This is a genomic window from Paenibacillus sp. FSL F4-0236 (assembly GCF_038000135.1).
Classification (GTDB): Bacteria; Bacillota; Bacilli; order Paenibacillales; family Paenibacillaceae; genus Paenibacillus_AQ.
Map to the genome: position 1 here is coordinate 481,864 of NZ_JBBOBK010000001.1, position 21,969 is coordinate 503,832.

A 21,969-nucleotide genomic window follows, 5' to 3' on the forward strand; every position below is an offset into this window, starting at 1 on the left:
AAGAACGCCCTGTTACACCCCGGTATATCCGGTGGTGGGAACAGGGCGTTTTTTTTGCGTGGAATTAATGATTAAGGGGGGACATTGAATGCATTATGAACAAGCCCATGAAGCATTTATTGAGAAACATCTAGCAAGCAGGAATGGGGAACGGCGAGGAAGGCTAGAAAGAGGGCATCGTCATGCCGAAGAAATGTTTTTACAGAATGTATGGTGGCCGCTTCGTGGAGATTTCAATGATCTACATCCGGAGTATGAAGTGCTGGATTGGCGCGGACGATCTTATTTCGCGGATTATGCTTTTTTGCCGGGGCCTATCAAGCTCTTGTTTGAGATCAAAGGGTATGCAGCGCATGTGAGGGACATGGACAGGCTGAAGTATTGTAATGAGCTAAATCGTGAGACGTTTCTGTACGGAATGGGTTACCAAGTAATTTCATTTGCCTATGACGATGTGGAACAACGCCCAGAGCTATGCATTACACTGCTGCGTGTGGTGCTAAGCCGTTACTTAATTGTAGATGCACCGCATGGAAAATTACTATTTGCTGAGAAGGAAATCATGCGATTAGTGGTTCGCCGAGCAGGGACAGTTCGTCCCAAAGATGTAGCGGATTATTTTGCTATAGACCCCAAAACGGTACGTTTGATGTTGATGAAGTTGTGTGAAAAGGGCTGGTTGAAGCCTGTGAGGAGAGGGATCGGTGTTAAAAATGTTGAGTATAGGCTGGCTCGTGATGTCCTTTATTACTGGGATTGAGCTAATAAGTTTGAGGGTTGATTGGATGTTAATTTAGGCGAAATATACGTATGGGATGTTGGAGGTGCGAATGGAGGAAGGGATGTGAAGGCTCGTTAAGGTGCGAAGTAAGGGGAGATAAGGAGCTTGGTATGGAGCGCGGTAGGAGTGAGATAGGAGCTTGGCAATATGCTTGATTTGGAACGTGATATAGGGATGTGATAAGGAATGTGGTTAATTGCGTGATAAGTAACGTGGTATGGAGAGAGTAGGCAATAAGGTGCGTAGTGTGTAGCGAGGTCTGGATCAATAAGAAGTAATTAGGGAAAACCTCCCTGAAATAATCCTAAAATCGCTCCAAGTCGAGCTTTTTACGGAAAACCTCCCTAAAAAACAGGCGATTTCCCCTGTTTACAGCCTAATCAGCGAATAATCAAGGAGGTTTTCCCTAATTGTTAGCTTGGAGGTCATAAACACCGGATAATCAGGGAGGAATTCCCTTAATTTTCAGCTTTGAGAACTAACTTAAGTTTCTTCTATAGATGAGTCAACGCCCCGAGCGAAACAGTCGACGGAAATAGGTACCTACTGAACTTAGCTGCAAGGTCCACAGCTGTTCTTGCTTCTATCTTTCTGCTAGAGGGGGGAGAATCTGAGGTGCATCTAGCACTCCTTAGAACTTTCAACCCCCATTTATAAATTCCTGCTACTTGTCCTACACCAACAATTCAACAAATCCTCAATTGTGCGTTTACTAATTACCGAAACGGCTATACTACCTAATAGTAGCCAAAGGTGGAAAGGTAGACTGAACGAAACAGGAGGATGACCTATGGAATTAAGTATAGTTGTGATGATCGTGCAGCTCTTTTTCGCGCTGGTTATCGGCGTATACTTTTGGAATCTGCTGCGGGGTCAGAAGACAAACAAGACGGCGGTAGACCGAGAGTCGCGTAAGGAACTGGATAAACTACGGAAGATGCGTATGATTTCACTAACCAAACCATTGTCGGAGAAAACTAGGCCGGCTTCTATTGGAGATATTGTTGGGCAAAAAGATGGGCTCCGCGCCCTGAAGGCCGCACTATGTAGTGCTAATCCGCAGCATGTGATTATTTATGGTCCGCCAGGAGTCGGCAAGACTGCAGCGGCGCGCGTGGTCATGGAAGAGGCGAAAAAAAATGTCCTTTCCCCTTTTAAAAGTGACGCCAAATTCACTGAAATTGATGCGACGACCGCTCGTTTTGATGAGCGTGGTATTGCCGACCCGTTAATCGGATCGGTGCATGATCCTATTTATCAAGGTGCTGGAGCCATGGGCGTAGCAGGTGTGCCGCAGCCAAAGCCAGGAGCGGTGACGAAGGCGCATGGCGGGATTCTTTTTCTGGATGAGATCGGTGAGCTTCACCCCATTCAGATGAATAAGCTGCTAAAGGTGCTGGAGGACCGGAAGGTTCTGCTAGAGAGCGCGTATTATAATTCGGAGGACAATAATACTCCGGCTTATATTCATGATATTTTTCAAAATGGTTTACCTGCTGATTTCCGGTTAGTAGGAGCTACTACGCGTTCCCCGGATGAGATTTCTCCCGCGCTGCGTTCACGCTGCATGGAGATTTATTTCCGTCCGCTATTGCCGGATGAGATTGCGGTCATCGCGCGTGACGCGATACAGAAGATCGGACTGAAGCCAAGCCCTGAAGCAGTCACTGTTGTGCAGCAATATGCAACAAATGGCCGGGAGGCGGTCAATATGATTCAGCTCGCAGCTGGATTAGCGCTGACGGAGCAGAGAGATACGCTAAATGCTGCTGATGTTGAATGGGTGGCAGGCAGTAGCCAGCTTCCACTTCGAACAGAGCGCAAGATTCCTTCGGCGCCGCAGATTGGATTGGTTAACGGACTTGCAGTGTATGGACCGGGAATGGGAACCTTGCTCGAGATCGAAGTATCCGCAGCACCTGCGCAGAACGGTCAAGGTAGATTGAACGTAACCGGAGTAGTAGATGAGGAAGAGATTGGTGGAGGTTCTCGCACGATTCGGAGAAAGAGCATGGCTAAAGGCTCCGTTGAGAACGTATTGACCGTACTGCGTACTATGAATCTGGAACCAGACCGTTATGATCTGCATGTGAACTTTCCAGGTGGAACACCTATTGACGGACCCTCAGCAGGGGTTGCGATGGCAGTTGCTATCGTCTCCGCCATTCGTGGTCTTCCCGTGGATAATACCGTAGCGATCACTGGTGAGATAGGCATACATGGGCGTGTGAAGCCTGTTGGTGGTGTAATTGCGAAGGTGGAGGCTGCTTTTCAGGCAGGAGCTACTACGGTGCTTATTCCAAAAGAAAACTGGCAGTCCCTATTCGCTGACCTCGCCCCATTACGCGTCATTCCAATGGAAACGGTGGAAGAAGTATTCCGTCATCTGTTTGGCGCTGATACAGCAGATGTAAGGCTTCCAGCAGTAGCTGGAGAGCTATTCTCAGCAGCACCTTCACTTCTGAAGGCTGATGCCGCTGGCGAGTCTGCAAAGGGTTGAGCTTAAATTATTACCTAAAATGTAAGCTAGGGTGTTATGGTTTCGATAAGTAAATCGTGACTTGCCACTGTGAAATAAAGGGAGCCGCAGGCGTGTCTGCTGCTTCCTTTTTTAAAGTATAGATTCACACTTTCCATAATCCTTACATTTCTTGGAGAAACGTTGCCGTTTTTTAAGGATAATAAGGTTGTTTATTCTTAAATTGCAAGTACTTTGTTGGTGTTTTGGGGCTGCTTTTGTTAGAATGAATTCATATGAGATTAATTGAGAGCCATGGGAGGTGCGAAAGCGATGATGACAAATAAAACAAAAGGTCGTCGTTTTCCTTTATTACCGCTAAGAGGTCTTCTTGTGTACCCAAGCATGGTTCTTCACTTGGATGTGGGCCGTGAGAAGTCAGTTCGGGCACTAGAAAAAGCTATGGTTGAAGATAATTTAATTCTTCTGTGTTCACAGTCGGAAGTGAATATTGAAGAGCCTGGTCAGGACGATATTTTTCGGGTCGGTACTGTCGCGAATGTGCGGCAAATGCTGAAGCTGCCAAACGGTACGATTCGTGTACTGGTTGAGGGTGTAGAACGAGCCGAAATTATTAATTATATCGATAATGATGAGTATTATGAGGTTATGGCGCGCGAGCTACCAGAAGAGGAAGATGGCGATCAAGAGTGTGACGCGCTGATGCGTACAGTACTTAATCAGTTCGAGCACTATATAACGTTATCCAAAAAAGTGACACCAGAGACACTGGCTGCTGTATCCGATATTGAGGAGCCTGGTCGTCTTGCGGATGTTATTACGAGTCATTTGTCGCTAAAGATTAAGGATAAGCAAGAAATTCTAGAGACGATTGATGTTAGTAAACGCCTAGAGAAGCTTCTTGATATTCTTAATAATGAGCGTGAAGTGCTGGAGCTTGAACGCAAGATCAATCAACGTGTGAAGAAGCAGATGGAGAAGACGCAGAAGGAATATTATTTGCGCGAGCAAATGAAAGCGATCCAGAAAGAACTCGGCGAGAAGGAAGGTCGGGTGGGAGAAGCGGAAGAACTGCGGAATCTCATGGAAGAGAAGAATTTGCCTGAACGCGTGAAAGAGAAGATGGAGAAAGAAATCGATCGTCTGGAAAAAATGCCGGTGAGCTCAGCGGAAGGTGGCGTAATTCGCAATTATGTGGATTGGCTGCTGGGTCTTCCTTGGAATGAACAGACAGAAGATGACCTTGACATCAAGAAGGCAGAACAGGTACTCGATGAGGACCACTACGGTTTGGAAAAACCAAAGGAGCGGGTATTGGAATATTTAGCTGTTCAGCAGTTGGTGAAGAAGCTAAAAGGTCCGATCCTATGTCTTGTAGGGCCTCCAGGTGTGGGCAAAACCTCACTCGCTCGTTCCATCGCCCGTTCACTCAATCGTAAGTTCGTTCGCATTTCGCTTGGCGGTGTGCGTGATGAAGCGGAGATCCGTGGTCATCGCCGGACTTATGTGGGTGCGATGCCAGGCCGAATCATTCAAGGGATGAAGACGGCAGGAACGATTAATCCGGTTATCCTGCTAGATGAGATTGATAAAATGGCTGCAGATTTCCGTGGTGACCCATCCTCAGCATTGCTTGAGGTATTGGACCCAGAACAGAACAATACGTTCAGTGACCATTTCGTCGAGTTGCCGTTTGATTTATCAAACGTTATGTTTGTTACAACAGCGAATGTAGTGCATAACATTCCGCGTCCGCTACTCGATCGGATGGAAATGCTGTTCATTCCGGGTTATACGGAACTGGAGAAATTGCAGATCGGTAGCCGTTATCTTTTGCCGAAGCAGAAGAAGAATCATGGTCTTGCAGAAGACCAGCTGATCATCGAAGACGACAGTTTATTGCGTATCGTGCGTGAATATACTCGTGAATCCGGTGTGCGTAATTTGGAGCAGCAGATTGCAGCGTTATGCCGCAAAGCCGCGAAACAGATTGTGTCCAAGGAAAAAGAAAGTGTAGTCATTCTGCCGGATGACATCAAGGATTACTTAGGTGCATCGAAATACCGTTACGGTATGGCGGAGCTTGAAGATCAGATTGGCACAGTAACTGGACTGGCCTGGACTGAGGTTGGTGGCGATACGCTGTTGATCGAAGTGACTGTCGTGCAAGGAACGGGTAAGCTGACACTTACTGGACAACTGGGCGATGTAATGAAGGAGTCGGCGCAGGCCGCTTTCAGTTATACACGTTCGAAGGCGGAGGAGCTGGGACTCCAGCCCGATTTTTATGAGAAGATCGATATTCATATCCACATTCCTGAAGGTGCGATTCCGAAGGATGGCCCATCTGCAGGGATTACGATTGCTACCGCATTGATCTCCGCACTTACGAAGCGTTATGTTTCGAAAGATGTGGCCATGACCGGTGAGATCACCCTGCGTGGACGTGTATTGCCGATCGGTGGACTGAAAGAGAAGTCTTTAGCTGCACACCGTGCTGGATATAAAAAGATCCTTCTTCCTAAAGACAATGAACGTGATCTGAAAGAAATTCCAGAGAGCGTACGTAATGATGTGGAGTTCATACCAGTATCTAACATGGATCAGGTCTTGCATCATGCGTTAGTTGAGCATCATAATGAAATTAGCAGTGAGCCACCGAGTAGTGTGCATTAGAAAGGAAGTCCTATGAAAGTTAATATTGCCGAATTTATAATCAGTGCCGTTGGCCCTGATCAATACCCTGATGATGCTTTGCCAGAGGTTGCTCTGGCAGGGCGCTCCAATGTAGGGAAGTCATCCCTCATTAACCGAATGATTAACCGCAAGAATCTGGCTCGGACAAGCTCCACTCCAGGTAAGACCCAGCATATGAACTATTACCGTATCAATGAAGACAGCATGTATTTTGTTGACTTTCCAGGTTACGGATATGCTAAAGTGTCGAAGACGCAACGTGCAACATGGGGCAAGATGGTGGAAAAATATCTCTCTGAGCGCGATACGTTGAAGCTTGTTCTGCTCATCGTGGATCTGCGTCATCCGCCGACCAGCAATGATAAGATGATGTTCGACTGGTTGAAGCATTATGATCTTCCTATGTGTGTAGTAGCGACTAAGGCGGATAAGATTCCGAAGACTCGCTGGCAAAAGCATATCAAGATCATGAAGCAGGAGCTTGGCGTGCTGCCAGGGGATAATTTCATTCCATTCTCTTCAGAGATTGGCCTTGGTAAAGAAGAACTTTGGGGATTGATCGATGGGTATGTTCTCTCCTCTCCAGATTCTGAAAATGCTGAAATAGATGGAAATGAACCTCAGCAAGAGGAACCTACTGAAGCATAAGACAAGAACTCATTTACAATCAAGCAACCATTCCATTTGGGAATGGTTGTATTTTTTTGTGGGTAAAACTAAATTTTCTATGTGAAGGGACCGATAGATAACATATGAAAGATATCCATTGCCACATCTTACCCTTTATGGATGACGGAGCTACTGATTGGGAATCCGCTCTCGCCATGGCGCAAGACGCCTATAGGGACGGAATTACATCCGTCATTGCCACACCACATCACGCCAACGGTCAATATATGAATAACTCCGCTAGTATAAGAGAAGCAGTGGATCTGATGAATGAGAAACTTCGTCAGCATGGCAATCCACTGCTTGTTCTTCCAGGTCAGGAAATCAGAGTGTACGGAGATTTACTGGATGATCTGGAGCGGGGGCAACTGCTAAGTCTTGCAGACTCGCGGTATATTTTGCTAGAAATGCCTTCTTCACGAGTCCCACGCAACATGGAAGAAATCTGTCACGAGTTGATCATTCAAGGGTTCGTTCCGGTCATCGCCCATCCGGAGCGTAATGCTGAAGTAGCTGCCGATCCTTCTAAGTTAGAAAGATTGATAGAGTTGGGATCACTTGGTCAGGTAACCGCACAAAGTCTTGCAGGCGTCTTCGGGAATAAACTTCAGAAGCTATCCCTGGAGTTATGTCGTAGAAATGCAGTACATGTGTTGGCCTCTGATGCACATGACAGTGTTCATCGTCCTTTTGGATTAAATGCTGCTTATGTGGTTTTAGAGAAACAATTAGGTCCTGAGATGCGCGACTATATGCGCGAGAACTCTCAGCAAATTGTGGCAAATGGAGAGGTTATTCGTGGTAATCACGTACAAAAAAGGGGGAATCGACACAAATTGTTTGGGATTTTTTCCCGAAAGGGCTGACTAATCTACCTAATAGTGGTAGAATGGGTTTTATTGGGTGAATCGTTGATATACGTAATAGTGTAGACATAAGGTGAAATAGTCTAGGACTATAGTAACAAAAGGAATTTAAATACATATAAAGAGGTGGATATTTAGTGACTTTGAAAAAGAAACTAGTAGTATCAACATTGGCAGCAAGTATGGTAGCAGCATCCGTAGCGGGTCTTCCGTTGGGAAGTCTTGGAGCAGTGGGTACAGCATCTGCAGCTACAGTTAGCAGCAGTACAGCAGTTAAGGAGAAAGTTCTTAATGTTTACAAGCAACTCTCTGCAACAGATGTAGTTTACCTCTATAATTTGAAAAATGAGGTTGCTGCGCTGGACGAGGCAACTTTCGCAGAGATTTTTGCTCCAGTCTTGAACAAGCTTTCATTGGATGAAGTAGAAACAAAGACATCACTTAAATTGTTCCAAAGCGTTACTAGTGTAGTATATGATGTCTATGGGAACGATTTCTCCGGAATTCAAATTATCCGTAACGACGACAAAAATATTGCCCTGTTGAGCAAAATTGCAACTAAAGCGGGTGTGTCTGGTCTTACTGTAGATAGTGTTTCTGAATTCTTAATCAGTGTAGAAACAGAACTTCGTACACTGGTTAGCAGCAAGACAACTGCAGAGTTGTTGGAAATTCTCAAATCTGAATCTGGTTACGATACTTTGTTGGATGAGGCTATTGCGAAAGTATTGAGCCACACTACAGGAGCAGGAGCTCTTACAGTAAGCCAAGCGTTGCAAAATCTTGGAGTTACTGCTAGTGATGTGAAGCAAACATTGAAGAACCTGAATAATACGATTAAATCTGCGAAGCCTGCGGCGAAATCACTTGCACTTGCTTACGTTAAAGCGTATGGATTGGGCGATAATGGCAACGGCAACGGCAACGGTAACGGTAACGGTAATGGTGGTAGCAATGGTGGAAATGGAAATGTTACAACTCCTGTAACTCCTGCTCCAACTCCAGGAATCTACGACGTATCCAAGCTAGTAAGTGTTGTTGACGGTAAAGCAACATTGAAATTGGTAGATGCCGATGTAATTAAAGAGTTGGATAAGCTAGTTGCAGCGAATTCTGGCAAAACAGGTCTTACTTTGACCCTGAATCTGGGAACAGTAAGCGCTACTACAGTTGAAGTTCCGCTTTCCCAAGCAATTATTGAAGCTGCAAAAGCTAAAGGTGTTGCAAATATCGCGGTTACGTTCAATGGTGTAACAGTAACGATTCCTGTAAGTCAGTTCAGCACAGCTATTGCATTGACAGTAACTACCGCTAAACCAGAAGTTGTAACTTCTGTTACCAAACTGAAATTGGCTTCGGATGTGTATGAATTTGCACTTAGCGTGAACGGTGTAGCAACAAGCACATTCAAACAACCAATTACCATTAAACTTCCGCTTAAGAATACTGATGGTCTTGATAAAGAATTGCTGTCCGTAGCGAAGCTTGTATACGGTAGCCTGCAATTCCAAGGTGGTGTGCTTGATGGAGAGTTCATCGTAGAACCACGTGATACTTTCTCATCCTATGCAGTGCTTGAGAATAAAGTAAACTTTACGGATATTGCTAGTGTACAAGCTTGGGCTGGCAAACAAATTCAAGTCGTAGCTGCAAAAGGCGCGATTGAAGGCGTGGGCGAAGGCAAATTCGCACCGAAGAGCAATGTAACTCGTGCAGAGTTCGCTAAAATGTTGATTCGTGCGCTTAATCTGGAGAACAACTCTGCCGTACAAAGCTTTAGTGATGTAAGTTCATCTGCTTGGTATGCACCATATGTAGCAGTTGCAGCAGAAAAAGGAATCATTACTGGACGCAGTGCGGCTAAGTTCGATCCTAATGCAACCATCACACGTGCAGAGATGGCAACAATGATCTCCCGCGCAGTGAAATCTATCAATCCAGCTGCAACAACGAATGTAACGGCAATTAGCCAATTCTCCGATGCTGCTAAGATCAGTGCATCTTTGAGAGATGGCGTAGCATTCGCAGCAGATCATAACTTGGTTATCGGAAATGCTGGTAAGTTCAACCCGAACGATACGGCTACTCGTGCTGAAGCAGCAGTAATTATCTACCGTACTATTAACTTCAAGTAAGTAAATTTAAAAGTATAGTATACAGCCTCCTCTCATGTAGGTGAGAGGGGGCAATTTTTTGCCAATAGGGAAGTGCTGTAATATAGTAACGAAATATTTCAGAAATAGCTTGGAGGTAATTACACTTGTCATCACAAGAATTGGATCTTCGCGATTATTTTCAGATCGTCAGGAAGAGACTATGGCTCATTTTCAGCATAGTTGTATTGGTGTGCGGTATTGCTGGTGTATATAGTCTGTATATTAAAAACCCGGTATATGAGGCATCCACGAAGATTATCGTTAACCAAACACCGACGCAGTCAGCGGTGGGGCAGCTTGATTTAAACCAGATTAATACCAATATTCAATTAATTAATACGTATAAGGAAATTATTAAGACTCCGGCCATCCTTGATATTGTTACAAAGGATTATCCGCAATTCAATATTACTGCGGAAGAGCTATTAAAAAAGGTTAATGTGAGTTCCGTAAATAATACGCAGGTGATGACACTTGTCGTTCGAGATAATTCTTATCAGCGGGCTGCTGAAATCGTGAATGCCATTTCACTTGTGTTCAAAGAAGAAATTCCAAGTCTATTTAATGTGGAAAATGTATCGATTCTGAATGAAGCTAAAGTGAATCCAACTGTTAAGCCACGGCCGGTAGAACCGAATGTTTTACTGAACATGGCTATTGCTTTTATCGTCTCTTTGATGATTGGATTAGGGATTGCCTTCCTGCTGGAATATATGGATGACACCCTGAAGACAGAAGCTGATATTGAGAAGTATCTTGGTTTGCCTACCATAGCTATGATTACAAGATTGGGTCAAGATGAAAGCAAGCAAGGTGCCGCACAAACACAGAAACAATCATCCAGAAAGGCGGGGGACCTCGAACATGTCACAGCTTCCAAATAAACAACGCCATCTGATCACCGTTACGAACCCACGCTCTCCTGTCTCTGAAGCGTTTCGCGCATTGCGCACGAATATTGATTTTTCTTCTGTAGATCAGACCATTCAAGTGATTATGGTCACTTCATCCGGACCGGAAGAAGGTAAATCTACGGTATCTGCTAACCTGGCGGCAGCTTACGCACAAGCAGATAAAAGAGTATTGTTGATTGATGCCGATTTGCGGAAGCCGACGGCACATAAGACTTTTACACTAAGTAACCGTTTTGGTTTATCCTCCCTACTGTCTCAACAGGCAGTTCTTGAGGACACTGTCCAAGACTCTGGCGTTAATAATCTTTCAATTATGACCTCTGGACCAATCCCGCCCAACCCGGCGGAAATGATGGCATCTAATCGGATGAGCACTCTTTTACAGGACTTGCGTCAGCGGTATGATGTCATTCTTATTGATACTCCACCATTATTAGCGGTTACGGATGCACAAATTGTGGCCTCGAAGAGTGATGGCGTTATTATGGTTGTCAGCTATGGTAAGGTGAAACGCGATATCGCAGTAAAAGCTAAAGCTAATCTGGATCGCGTGGGTGCAAAAATGCTCGGCGTTGTTCTCAATAATGTAAAACGTAAAGCTAGTGAAGGGTACTATTACTACTACTATGGAAATTGATTTATTCATAATTAAAAATGTTATTTTTGGAGGCACTGAAAATGACAGCGAAATCTAGAGTGATTCTTTTATTCTTCATTGATCTTGCGATCATTTGGTTCAGTATTGTGACATCTTATTTGTTTCGGTACCCTAACCATGCTCTTCAGGAATACGTTGTACAGATGCTGCAATTTGGTTTGATTGCAACATTTGCATTTGGTGGAAGCCTTATATACTTCGGTCTTTACCGAAGAATGTGGCAATATGCCAGTATCGGTGAAATTATATCGGTTTCTAAAGCTATTGTAGTAGGGTCTTTATTTTCATTTGCACTGGCGTATCTAATTTTGCCGGATAGAGTACCTCTTGCCATAGAAGTTCGGTCGATGGAGACTATTCTTTTATTGGTAGGAGGGGTTCGGTTTTTGTGGAGAGTACTCCATAATGATCGAATCAATTACAAAGACACTAAGACCCATACACTAATTGTAGGTGCTGGTGATTGTGGGATATTAATTGCTCGGGAAATGATGGGACCCTCTTTTGCGCATACCAAATTAGTAGGTTTCATTGATGATAATGCGAATAAATACCATATGTACATTATGGGTGTTCCTGTAATTGGAAATCGTTATGCAATCCCAGCTATTGTGAAAGAAAGAGAAATTCATGAGATTATCATCGCCATGCCCTCTGTTTCACGTACTGAGATTTCTGAAATTATTAATCTTGCCAAAAAGACTGGAGCAAAGCTGAAGATTATACCGGCTCTTAATGATCTGATCGCTGGGAAAATATCAGTTAAGAAACTTCGGGATGTTAGCGTAGAAGATTTATTAGGTCGTGAACCGATCGTAGCTGATTTGAACAGTATTTTAGGTTATGTACATCATAAGACGGTGCTAGTTACGGGGGCTGGGGGCTCTATTGGTTCAGAGTTATGCCGGCAGATTGCTCCTTTTGGTCCGGACAAGCTAATGTTACTTGGACACGGTGAGAACAGTATTTACACAATTGAAATGGAGCTTCGTAAGAGTTTTCCGGAGTTGAACATTGTAACCGTGATAGCAGATGTGCAGGATCGCAGTCGGATGATGGATGTATTCAGTGGCCATAGACCGCATGTGGTCTTTCACGCAGCAGCACATAAACACGTTCCTTTAATGGAGCGTAATCCTTCGGAAGCCATTAAAAATAATGTTTTTGGCACCAAAAATGTTGCGGATTGTGCAGATAAATATGGTGCCGAGAGATTCGTAATGATCTCTTCTGATAAGGCGGTTAACCCAACGAGTGTGATGGGTGCAACTAAGCGTATTGCTGAAATGTATGTACAAAGCCTGCATACCACAAGTAGAACAAAGTTCTCAGCCGTTCGTTTTGGGAACGTGCTTGGCAGTCGTGGAAGTGTAATCCCGGCCTTTAAAGAGCAGATTGCTGCTGGTGGACCAGTCACGGTTACTCATCCGGAAATGGTCCGATATTTTATGACGATTCCAGAAGCTGTTCAGCTTGTAATCCAGTCGGGTTCTTTTGCCAAAGGTGGCGAAGTGTTCATTCTGGATATGGGAGAACCAGTAAAGATTCTAACGTTAGCGGAAGATTTGATTACTCTCTCTGGTTATGAACCTTATAGGGATATTGATATTCAGTTCTCCGGTATTCGTGAGGGCGAGAAGTTATATGAAGAACTATTAACAGATGAAGAGAATTTAGGCTCTACAGATCATGGGAGAATCTTTATCGGTAGACCTAATGTGATAAGTCTGAATCAGCTAGAACTGGAATTTAAACGTTTGGAACGTGTTCTCGCTGAAGAACCTGAAGTTATTCGCGAAATAATCAATCAGATTGTACCGATGCAGCCCGTTGCCCAAGTTGCTATCAGCTAATTTATTCATAAAGGGGATACTTAAATGTTCAATAAACGATGGAAAAAGATCCTTTTATGGACGCTGTCAATCATTGTAGTTCTGGGTGTAGGTGGTCTGTTCGCTGCTAATTATGCTGTGGATAAGCTGATGAATTCAATGGCAGATGGCTTTGATCTGGAGTCTGAGGATAATGTTGGTGGTGGTCAAGATCAAGGAACAGCTCCAACTGATACAGTTGATGATGGTAATGTCGAACCTGTAGAGTCCGCGGTACCTACTACTCCACCAGCAAATGATGAGGGAAGTAGTAATCAAAGTAGTGACAATAACGATAAACCTAGTGGAGAAACAACAGCTTCTACTACTAGTGAACCGACCAAAGTTCCATCATCAGAACAAAAAGATGGTTATACAGCACAGGTCTCCACGGATAAAGCTAAGCAAATTCAAGAGAATGTAACGATTAAGGATAAAGCTGATGTAGCTTCTATCGTACTTGGTCAACTTAGTGTATCAGATATTAATCGTCTTAAAGATTTGGCAAAGGGTGGCTTAACGACTGATGAGAAACGTGAAGCACGTAGTATCATCCTAGGTAAAGTATCTACAGAGCAATACAATGAGCTTTCTCAAATTGCTAAGAAGTACGGCGTTAGTCAAGGGAAGACACGTGACCAAATCATTACCGAAGAAGAACAATTAAAAGCTAAAGAAAAGGGAAGTGAATAAATATGACTAAAGCAACACTATCAGTCGTAGCTTTATCATTAGTTGCTTCAATAGGTTTAGCACCATTAACAGCATCCGCACCTATATCTGTATCGGCAGCGGCGGTGATTCCAAGTGCAACGACTAAGACTGCAAATCCTACGGTTAAAGTGCAGAGCATGACCGTGAATATGATTTTTGATGGCGTGAGTATTCAGCCACCAGCAGGCCAGTATGTATTCATGTACAACAATACAACTTATGTTCCATTGCGCTTTATGTCATATGCTTTACAGAAGAGTGTAGCTTGGGATGCTAAAAACGTTAAAGTTACCGTAGCAGAGCCTAGCAGCTCAGAGCTTGTTGTGATTAAAGAATATCTAATGAATGCAAAGAACGGGAATAGTACTTCAGCAGCAGCGAAGAATATTGTCCTCAATCAAGTTAAGGCAAGTTATGTATTTAACGATGCAATCAAGGCTTTGCCTACAGGTCAATCCAGCTTCATCCTGAATGGTTCTTTATATGTGCCTCTACGTTTTTTATCGGAATCTGTAGGTCATAACATTAGCTGGGATCAGAAGACGAAGACCATTACTGCAGCTTCCAAGGCTTATCAGGAACAAGCCCCTAATGGGTCGACAAACAATGACAATGGCAAGGACCCATCTCCAGTAGCGACACCAGTGCCAACGGATACAACAGGTGCACCAGGTGGTGGTTCTGCAGGAACTGGAAAGGTTTCATATGAAACTATCACTAGTGACACAGAAGCTAAGCTTACGGCGCTTAAAAATCAAAGTCAATCGACATTAATGAGTATTGCATTTGAGTATGTTGGAGCAACAGATGAGGCGAGTAAGAAAAGTATAAAAGCTAAAGGGGTACAACAACTAGCCTCATTCACTGCTAGCTTCAATAGTATAGTTGCTGATGCTGAACAAAAACTGAACAGCAATGGGTACAGTACAGAAATTATTAGTCAATATAAAAGTGAATTTAAATCACAGCTTCAGTTAGGGAAAGATCTGGCTGCGGGAATGGCGGATTAAATATCCGCTGTTTCTTTATCAATATAAATGTAGAGGTTGAGGGATAGATGAAGCCTTACTTAGTTGTAAAAAAAACACTTGATTGGATCACAGCTTGTTTTTTAATCATTTTATCTTCACCTATTATGTTAGCAGCAACAATAGCTATCATGATTGGTTCGAAAGGTCCTGTTTTATTTCGTCAGAAGCGACCTGGTAAGATGGGAAAGATATTTACAGTGTATAAGTTCAGGACAATGTCATTAGAGATTGACCAAGATGGAAATCTATTACCTGACATACTAAGAATGACTAGAGTAGGTTCCTTTTTGAGGAAATGTAGTATAGATGAATTACCGCAATTATTCAATATTCTCAAAGGCGACATGAGCTTTATTGGTCCCCGTCCTTTACTAGTGCAATATCTTAAACATTATACTCCTGAACAAAATCGTAGACATGAAGTGGTCCCTGGCATTTCTGGGTGGGCCCAGGTGAACGGTAGGAATACCATCAGTTGGGAAGAAAAATTTCAATATGACGTTTGGTATGTAGATCATATTAGTCTCAGTTTGGATACTAAAATTGTCTTTAAAACCATAAAAAACGTTCTAGTAAGAGAAGGAATAAATAATTCTCAGAATGATACGATGCCGATGTTCTCTGGAAGTACACTAGATATCTAAGTAGAAAGAGCGAAAGCTGGGTGAGTATGGATGTCTAAGTTATTGATTTTGGGAGCAGGTGGGCATGGCAAGGTTGTTGCTGATGCGGCGTTGAGTACTGGCAATTGGGATGAAATAGCCTTCCTAGATAATAATAAAGAGCTTAATGATGTATTGGGGAAAGCTGTATTGGGTGGATTTGAAAGTTATATGGATCATAGAGAAGATTATTCAGCAGCGTTTGTAGCCATAGGAAATAATGTGACAAGAATGATATGGCTGGAAAGACTTGAACGTGCAGGCTATGAAATTCCGAGTATCATTCATCCATCTAGTACAATAAGCAGATTCAGCCAGATAGAAAGAGGCAGTGTCATTATGGCTGGAGTAGTAGTAAATGCTAGTACTAAAGTTGGTAAAGGTTGTATTCTAAATACTTCTTCTTCTATAGACCATGATTGTATATTAGAAAATGGGGTGCACATCTCTCCAGGTGTTAATGTTTGTGGAACTGTTCATGTGAAAAGCTGTAGTTGGTTGGGTGTAGGTTCTAAAGTGCTAAATAATGTAACTATCGGATTTAATGTAATTGTAGCTGCTGGAACCATAGTAATAAAGGATATACCGGACAATGTAATGGTGGCAGGAGTGCCTGCAAAAATAAAGAAAAACTTGGAGATGAAAAGCGATGTCGGAAAGGATTTTTTTATCCCCCCCTCATATGAGTGGGAACGAAATGAAGTACATACAAGAAGCGTTCGATACTAACTGGATAGCTCCCCTGGGGACAAATGTTGATAAATTTGAAGAAGAATTATGCGAGTACGTAGGCGTAGATCATGGATTGGCTTTATCTTCTGGCACAGCAGGTATTCATTTAGCACTGAAGTATTTTGGTGTCGGTCCAGGAGATTATGTGTTTTGCTCAGCCCTAACCTTTGCAGGAAGCTGTAACCCTATTCTATATCAATATGCTAATCCAGTTTTTATTGACTCTGAACCAGAAACTTGGAATATGTCTCCTATTGCTTTAGAGAAAGCGTTTGAGTGGGCTAAAAAAGAAAATAAAATGCCTAAGGCAGTTATTATAGTTGATTTATATGGTCAGAGTGCTGATTATGATTTGCTACTTCCGATATGTGAAAAGTATGATGTTCCAGTTATAGAGGACGCAGCAGAAGCGCTAGGTGCAACGTACAAAGGGAAAAAATGTGGTTCATTTGGTCATATTGGTATTTTTTCATTTAATGGTAACAAGATTATTACTACCTCAGGTGGTGGCATGGTTGTTTCCAATGACGAAGAGGCTATAAAGAAAATACGTTTTTGGTCTACACAGTCAAAAGAAGCTTCAAGGTATTATGAGCATAAAGAAGTTGGCTATAACTATAGAATGTCCAATATTTGTGCGGGAATCGGGCGGGGGCAGTTGGAAGCTCTAGATAGCTTTATAAGGAATCGGAAATCTATAAATTTAGAATATAACCAATTAATGAAAAGCTTACCGATTGCATTTATGCCTATAGATGATGCAGGTGAACCAAATTATTGGTTGTCGGTGTTCACTATTTTTTCCAAGCACCCTAGCATTAGAGAAGTTATTTTAGATGAATTTGAAAAAAACAACATAGAAGTCCGGTCTGTTTGGAAGCCAATGCACCTACAACCTCTATTTCAAAATTATCATTATTTTAGACATGCTGAAGATGTATCTCAAAGTCTCTTTGAAACAGGTATCTGTCTCCCTTCAGGAACTGGGATGTCTCAAGATGATATTAGAAGAGTTGCGAATATATTGAGTGAAGTTTTCGATTCTGTACTTATTAAATGAAAGTTTTAATAATTGCTGGTTATACACCATCGCTAATTAACTTTAGAGGAGACTTAATAAAAGCGATTGTGAAAAATGGACATGAAGTAGTTGGTGTAGGGCCCGAAACTGGATTTGAAGCAGAAATAGAGCAACTAGGAGCCCGATTTGTACAACTTCCAATTGTAAGAACTGGAACTAATCCATTAAATGATATTGTTCTTATAAAGGAAATTTATAAATTAATTAAGAGAGAAAAACCGGATGTAGTTTTTAGTTACACTATTAAACCGGTTATATTTGGTTCTATCGCAGCGCGTGTAGCAGGTGTGGGGAAAATTTATTCAATGCTAACTGGTCTAGGCTATGTTTTTATAGCTAGTGGTTTTAAAGCTTTTATCGTTAAGACTATAAGTAAATTTTTATATCGGAGCGCATTGAAAAGTTGCGATAAGGTTTTATTTCAAAATCCAGATGATTTAAACGAATTTGTATCTAGTAAACTTGTTAGTAGTGGGAAGACAGGTCTAATTAATGGCTCAGGTGTGAATTTAGCTCATTTTCATCCTGTACCATTACCTAAAAATATATCATTCTTAATGATTTGTAGAATTATCAAAGACAAAGGTGTAATAGAATACTTAAAAGCTGCTGAAATAGTGAAAAAAACTTATCCTAAAGTTGAATTTTCTTTAGTCGGACCATTTGATGTGAATCCTAATGCGTTAGCTTATGATGACATACAACCATATATAGTTTCTAACATTGTTAATTATCTTGGTGAAACTAAGGATGTTAGACCATTTCTTGAGCAATCATCTGTATTTGTCCTCCCCTCTTATAGAGAGGGAACTCCTAGGACGGTGTTGGAGGCAATGGCAATGGGGAGAGCAATTATAACAACGAATGCTCCTGGGTGTCGTGAAACAGTAGTTGATGGTCTAAATGGCTTTCTGGTTCCTGTTAAAGATGTCGAAAGTCTTGCTAATTCAATGATTTATTTGATAGAGAATCAAAATGATCTGAAGAGCAAAGCAAAGGAAAGCCTTAATATATGTAAACAGAAGTACGATGTAATAAAAGTAAATGATAGTATAATAAAACATTTAGGACTGGAATCTTGATCGATTTATAAAATTGTTTGGAGGACTTATATGACTTCACTATACGAGGGTATTAGAAGCAAGGAAGAAAAAATATCGATTATTGGGCTTGGTTACGTAGGTATGCCGCTCGCCATAGCTTTTGCTAAAGTAGCAGATGTTATAGGGTTTGATATTTCACGTAGTAAGGTAGAGGAGTACATACAAGGAATCGACGTAACCAAAGAGGTAGGAAATGAAGAAATAGCTAAAACATCAGCATATTTCACATGGGAAGAAAGATACTTGAAAAATGCAAAGTTTCATATAGTAGCAGTACCTACACCTATAAATAAGGATAAAACTCCTGATCTAACACCACTTATCTCTGCTAGTAGAACGTTGGGGAGAAATCTTACCAAGGGCTCAATTGTCGTTTTTGAATCTACTGTATATCCAGGTGTGACGGAGGATATATGCGTACCAATATTAGAGGAAACTTCCAATTTAAAGTGTGGTGTTGATTTTAAAGTTGGCTATTCTCCAGAGAGAATTAATCCAGGAGATAAATTACATAGGCTTGAAACTATTGTAAAAGTAGTCGCAGGGATGGATGGGAATTCATTAGAACAAATCTCAAATGTATACAGTATGGTTATAGAAGCAGGAGTGTACAAAGCGGAAAGTATCAAAGTTGCTGAAGCAGCAAAGGTAATTGAAAATTCGCAAAGAGATATCAACATAGCCTTTATGAATGAGCTCTCAATAATATTTAATAAACTAGGGATTGATACGGAAGCTGTTTTAAAGGCAGCAGGAACCAAGTGGAATTTTTTGAATTTTAGTCCTGGATTAGTAGGGGGTCACTGTATTGGCGTGGATCCATACTATTTGACTTATAAAGCAGAAGAAGTGGGTTATCATTCACAGATCATATTATCTGGGAGAAGAATAAATGATGGAATGGGTAAGTATGTTGCCGAGAATGTTGTTAAAAACCTTATTACAGCAGATTTGTCCATACATGACGCAAAGGTTGCAATATTAGGTTTTACATTTAAGGAAGATTGCCCTGATACAAGAAACAGCAAGGTTATTGATATAGTCAATGAATTAAAAGAATACAAAATAAATCCTGTTATTTATGACCCAGTTGCAGATAGTTTAGAAGCAGAACGAGAATATGGGATAAAATTCACGGATATTAGAGATATAAATAATATGGATGCCATTATTATTGCGGTATCACATAAACAGTTTTTGGATATGGATTTAAATGATTTAGATAAACTATTTAAAAAAGTAGACAATAACAAAAAAATAATTATTGATGTAAAGGCAGTACTAGATCGAATAGAAACAGAAAACTTAAATTACCGATATTGGAGATTATAAAAATGGGATATAAAAATTTGGAGTTTCCTATAGGTAGTAGATTTTTAGTTACTGGTGGAGCTGGATTTATAGGTTCTAATTTATGTGAAGCTATTTTAGATATGGGATACTTTGTAAGATGTCTAGACAATTTCTCTACAGGAAAGAGAGAGAATATAGCTCCTTTCTTAGAAAACCCCTTATTTGAACTTTTAGAAGGGGATATTAGAGATTTGGATACTTGTATGCAAGCATGCAAGGGTATTGATTTTATTACACACCAAGCGTCATGGGGAAGTGTACCAAGGAGTATTGAAATGCCGCTTCTTTATGAGGAAATTAACATAAAGGGTACACTAAATATGATGGAAGCAGCAAGACAAAATAAAGCAAAGAAATTTGTTTATGCATCTAGTTCCTCAGTTTATGGTGATGAACCAAATCTTCCTAAGGTTGAAGATAGGGTAGGTAAGGTATTGTCTCCTTATGCACTCACTAAAAAAGTTGGTGAAGAATATGGAAGATTGTACACTCAGATATATGGACTAGAAACAGTAGGATTTAGATATTTTAATGTCTTTGGTAGAAGACAAGATCCACACGGTTATTATGCTGCTGTCATTCCTAAATTTGTAAAAGCACTATTGAATAATGAGATTTCTACTATAAATGGTGATGGAGGACAGTCAAGAGATTTTACTTATATCGAAAATGTAATAGAAGCAAACTTAAAAGGGATGCTTGCTCCTAAGGAGGCTGCAGGCGAGGTTTATAATATTGCCTTTGGTGGTAGAGTGTTCTTGGTAGATTTGTATAATAAGCTATCTGAATTGTTAGAAAAAAATATTCAACCTAATTTCGGACCAGACCGAGCTGGTGATGTTAAGCATTCGAATGCAGATATATCTAAAGCGAAAAAACTTTTAGGATATAATCCGGAGTATGATTTTAATTCTGGTATTGAATTGGCAGTGAATTGGTATAAGTTTAATCTGTGATAAATTGTTTAAAAATGACGTTGAATTTATTTCTTTAACTAGTAAATGGGGGAAGAATGAGAACTTATATATTTGTAAGAAATAAAAAATATCGTCCTAGTACATATTATAGAATTTATCAATATATAGATGAATCTATAGAGGTGAATTGTAAAATCATTGAATACGAATCAAATTTATTTTATGAAGTTAAGGCGAAAAATCGTATTATTAATTTGATTTATTTAATACTGTTTTCTTTTATACCTGGATATTTCCGGAGGATTATAGCGCTTTTAAAAATTTCTACAGTAAATGCCCCTTATAAAGTATTTGTTCAAAGAGAATGTTTTCCTAGAACAATAACACCTCTCGGGAAACTTTTATTAGGTAGGGCCATTAGAAGAGCAGATAAAGTTTATTGGGATTTTGATGATAACATATTTGATGCCAAGGAAATATCAAAATTTGAAGGGAAATTACTCAATGAATATGCGGATTTAGTTATAGTGGGTAACCGTTTTTTGGAATCTAAAGTGAAAGAAAATAAAAATATTTTAGTTTTAAATACAACTGACAAAATGATGGAAAATATACACTTAGAGAATATTAATGAAGAAAGAAAAAGAAAATTTAATGATGAACTGATATTAGTATGGGTAGGGACTAAAAGTAATTTGATTTTCTTGGAACAAATAATTATTGAACTTGATAAAGCAGCGATGAAAATACCAAATAAAAAGGTAATTCTTAGAGTTATTAGTGATAGAGAGCTAGGGGTTAAAACTAAATATCTAATAGTTGATAATATTAAATGGAGTAGATCCTTGGCATTTAGCGAAATGCTTAAGAGCCATATTGGAATAATGCCGCTATCAGAAAATAAGTTAACTCTAGGCAAATGTGCTTTTAAAGCAGTTCAGGCTATAGGATGTGGTTTGCCTGTTATCGTATCCAATGTGGGAATGAATAAAGATGTTGTTACTAAAGGAAACGGTATTCTAATTAACACTAAGACTGAATGGGTAGATGCTATAGTTAGTCTGGGTTCGGAAGTTGATATATGGGAAGGTTACTCTATACGCTCAAGAGAACTTTGGCTTGAAAATTTTAATTCGAAAAAAATACAAAAATATATATTAAATAAATTATTTTAATAAGTAAAATAAACTTTTACGGAAATATATATTAATTTCCTGGAAGTTTCGCGTGAAATTTAGCAGGAATCAGATTTCTTAGTGGAAAATGAGTGTAAAATTGATTTCCG

Annotated in this window: 18 protein-coding genes; all 18 read left to right on the forward strand. The window is 40.8% G+C overall.

Features of this window, described 5'->3' with window-relative positions; all coding sequences use genetic code 11:
- Window positions 1-88 precede the first annotated feature (88 nt).
- The 18 genes from NSQ29_RS02235 to NSQ29_RS02320 all read left to right on the forward strand — a co-directional run bounded on the left by NSQ29_RS02235 (window position 89) and on the right by NSQ29_RS02320 (window position 21,859).
- Window positions 89-760: a type IV toxin-antitoxin system AbiEi family antitoxin domain-containing protein gene (locus NSQ29_RS02235; RefSeq protein ID WP_340972554.1), complete on the forward strand. Its 672-nt coding sequence runs from the start codon at window positions 89-91 to the stop codon at window positions 758-760.
- An 811-nt stretch (window positions 761-1,571) separates the two neighbouring features.
- A complete protein-coding gene (gene lonB / locus NSQ29_RS02240; protein ID WP_341124288.1) occupies window positions 1,572-3,281 on the forward strand; it encodes an ATP-dependent protease LonB in 1,710 nt (569 codons plus the stop codon).
- Window positions 3,282-3,572: 291 nt separating this feature from the next.
- A complete protein-coding gene (gene lon, locus NSQ29_RS02245) occupies window positions 3,573-5,936 on the forward strand; it encodes an endopeptidase La (RefSeq protein ID WP_042191259.1) in 2,364 nt (787 codons plus the stop codon).
- Between the two features lie 12 nt (window positions 5,937-5,948).
- Complete coding sequence (yihA, locus tag NSQ29_RS02250) at window positions 5,949-6,605, forward strand: ribosome biogenesis GTP-binding protein YihA/YsxC (RefSeq protein ID WP_341052086.1); 657 nt, start codon at window positions 5,949-5,951, stop codon at window positions 6,603-6,605.
- Window positions 6,606-6,709: 104 nt separating this feature from the next.
- Window positions 6,710-7,492, forward strand: coding sequence for a tyrosine-protein phosphatase (locus NSQ29_RS02255; protein ID WP_076300707.1), 783 nt, complete (start codon window positions 6,710-6,712; stop codon window positions 7,490-7,492).
- Window positions 7,493-7,629: 137 nt separating this feature from the next.
- Window positions 7,630-9,627 (forward strand): S-layer homology domain-containing protein, encoded by a 1,998-nt coding sequence (locus NSQ29_RS02260; protein ID WP_341124289.1) that lies wholly within the window; start codon window positions 7,630-7,632, stop codon window positions 9,625-9,627.
- A gap of 125 nt (window positions 9,628-9,752) precedes the next feature.
- Complete coding sequence (locus tag NSQ29_RS02265; protein WP_341124290.1) at window positions 9,753-10,532, forward strand: YveK family protein; 780 nt, start codon at window positions 9,753-9,755, stop codon at window positions 10,530-10,532.
- Window positions 10,513-11,199, forward strand: coding sequence for a CpsD/CapB family tyrosine-protein kinase (locus tag NSQ29_RS02270; protein ID WP_036685074.1), 687 nt, complete (start codon window positions 10,513-10,515; stop codon window positions 11,197-11,199). Before NSQ29_RS02265 ends, NSQ29_RS02270 begins: the two co-directional genes overlap by 20 nt.
- Window positions 11,200-11,240: 41 nt before the next feature.
- A complete protein-coding gene (locus tag NSQ29_RS02275) occupies window positions 11,241-13,073 on the forward strand; it encodes a polysaccharide biosynthesis protein (RefSeq protein ID WP_341124291.1) in 1,833 nt (610 codons plus the stop codon).
- A gap of 24 nt (window positions 13,074-13,097) precedes the next feature.
- On the forward strand, window positions 13,098-13,784 hold the full coding sequence (locus NSQ29_RS02280; protein WP_341124292.1) for a hypothetical protein: 687 nt from the start codon (window positions 13,098-13,100) through the stop codon (window positions 13,782-13,784).
- A 2-nt stretch (window positions 13,785-13,786) separates the two neighbouring features.
- Window positions 13,787-14,815: a stalk domain-containing protein gene (locus NSQ29_RS02285; protein WP_341124293.1), complete on the forward strand. Its 1,029-nt coding sequence runs from the start codon at window positions 13,787-13,789 to the stop codon at window positions 14,813-14,815.
- A gap of 47 nt (window positions 14,816-14,862) precedes the next feature.
- Window positions 14,863-15,480 (forward strand): sugar transferase, encoded by a 618-nt coding sequence (locus tag NSQ29_RS02290; RefSeq protein ID WP_341124294.1) that lies wholly within the window; start codon window positions 14,863-14,865, stop codon window positions 15,478-15,480.
- A 30-nt stretch (window positions 15,481-15,510) separates the two neighbouring features.
- Window positions 15,511-16,227: an acetyltransferase gene (locus NSQ29_RS02295; protein ID WP_341124295.1), complete on the forward strand. Its 717-nt coding sequence runs from the start codon at window positions 15,511-15,513 to the stop codon at window positions 16,225-16,227.
- Window positions 16,181-17,290, forward strand: a complete 1,110-nt coding sequence (locus NSQ29_RS02300) for a DegT/DnrJ/EryC1/StrS family aminotransferase (RefSeq protein ID WP_445739152.1) — start codon at window positions 16,181-16,183, stop codon at window positions 17,288-17,290. The genes NSQ29_RS02295 and NSQ29_RS02300 overlap by 47 nt, the downstream gene beginning before the upstream one ends.
- A complete protein-coding gene (locus NSQ29_RS02305; RefSeq protein ID WP_341124297.1) occupies window positions 17,287-18,393 on the forward strand; it encodes a glycosyltransferase family 4 protein in 1,107 nt (368 codons plus the stop codon). The genes NSQ29_RS02300 and NSQ29_RS02305 overlap by 4 nt, the downstream gene beginning before the upstream one ends.
- A gap of 30 nt (window positions 18,394-18,423) precedes the next feature.
- Entirely contained in the window at window positions 18,424-19,746 is a 1,323-nt protein-coding gene (locus NSQ29_RS02310; RefSeq protein ID WP_341124298.1) for a nucleotide sugar dehydrogenase, read from the forward strand.
- 2 nt (window positions 19,747-19,748) lie between these two features.
- Window positions 19,749-20,723: an SDR family oxidoreductase gene (locus tag NSQ29_RS02315; RefSeq protein ID WP_341124299.1), complete on the forward strand. Its 975-nt coding sequence runs from the start codon at window positions 19,749-19,751 to the stop codon at window positions 20,721-20,723.
- A gap of 56 nt (window positions 20,724-20,779) precedes the next feature.
- Window positions 20,780-21,859, forward strand: a complete 1,080-nt coding sequence (locus NSQ29_RS02320) for a glycosyltransferase (RefSeq protein WP_341124300.1) — start codon at window positions 20,780-20,782, stop codon at window positions 21,857-21,859.
- The last annotated feature ends 110 nt before the right edge of the window (window positions 21,860-21,969 follow it).